1 pseudogene is annotated in these 1068 nt (G+C 43.7%); it reads right to left on the bottom strand.

Annotation, left to right across the window (positions count from 1 at the left end):
* Window positions 1-1068 (bottom strand): annotated as a pseudogene (locus ACJRPK_RS17460) (hypothetical protein); the annotation flags it as partial.

Genomic DNA, 1068 nt, shown 5'->3' with positions numbered 1-1068 from the left:
AGTGGTTACTGCATTGGCAGCAATCTCGGCATTTCCTACAGCACCAGCTGCGATCTCAAGCGTTACATCTCCAAGTAATGCATTGGCATCACCACCTACAGTTAAATCCCCGGAAGTAATGTTTCCATCCCCATTAAAGGCAGTAGGATCCACTTCTAAAGCACCGGTAGTTATATTTTGTACAAGTCCAGTTCCAGCTACATCCCCGTTAATAGTTGCAGCATTAACTGCATCAGCAGCAATATCCGCAGAAGCAATGGTTCCATCAAGAATTTTATCAGTAGTTACTGCATTGGCAGCAAGCTCGGTATTCCCTACAGCACCAGCTGCAATCTCAAGCGTAACATCTCCAAGTAATGCATTGGCATCACCACCTACAGTTAAATCCCCGGAAGTAATATTTCCATCCCCATTAAAAGCAGTAGGATCCACTTCTAAAGCACCGGTAGTTATATTTTGTACAAGTCCAGTTCCAGCTACATCCCCGTTAATAGTTGCAGCATTAACTGCATCAGCAGCAATATCCGCAGAAGCAATGGTTCCATCAAGAATCTTATCAGTGGTTACTGCATTGGCAGCAAGTTTAATATTTGTAACTGCACCATCTGCAAGTTCAGCAGTTCCTACAGCACCAGCTGCGATCTCAAGCGTAACATCTCCAAGTAATGCATTGGCATCACCACCTACAGTTAAATCCCCGGAAGTAATATTTCCATCCCCATTAAAAGCAGTAGGATCCACTTCTAAAGCACCGGTAGTTATATTTTGTACAAGTCCAGTTCCAGCTACATCACCATTAATAGTTGCAGCATTAACTGCATCAGCAGCAATATCCGCAGAAGCGATTGTTCCATCAAGAATTTTATCAGTAGTTACTGCATTGGCAGCAAGCTCGGTATTCCCTACAGCACCAGCTGCGATCTCAAGCGTAACATCTCCAAGTAATGCATTGGCATCACCACCTACAGTTAAATCCCCGGAAGTAATGTTACCATCCCCATTAAAAGCAGTAGGATCCACTTCTAAAGCACCGGTAGTTATATTTTGTACAAGTCCAGTTCCAGCTAC

The organism is Aquimarina sp. 2-A2, from assembly GCF_045505135.1.
Classification (GTDB): domain Bacteria; phylum Bacteroidota; class Bacteroidia; order Flavobacteriales; family Flavobacteriaceae; genus Aquimarina; species Aquimarina intermedia.
The sequence above is the reverse complement of the archived record's forward strand: the minus strand, read 5'-3'. Positions and strand labels throughout refer to the sequence as shown.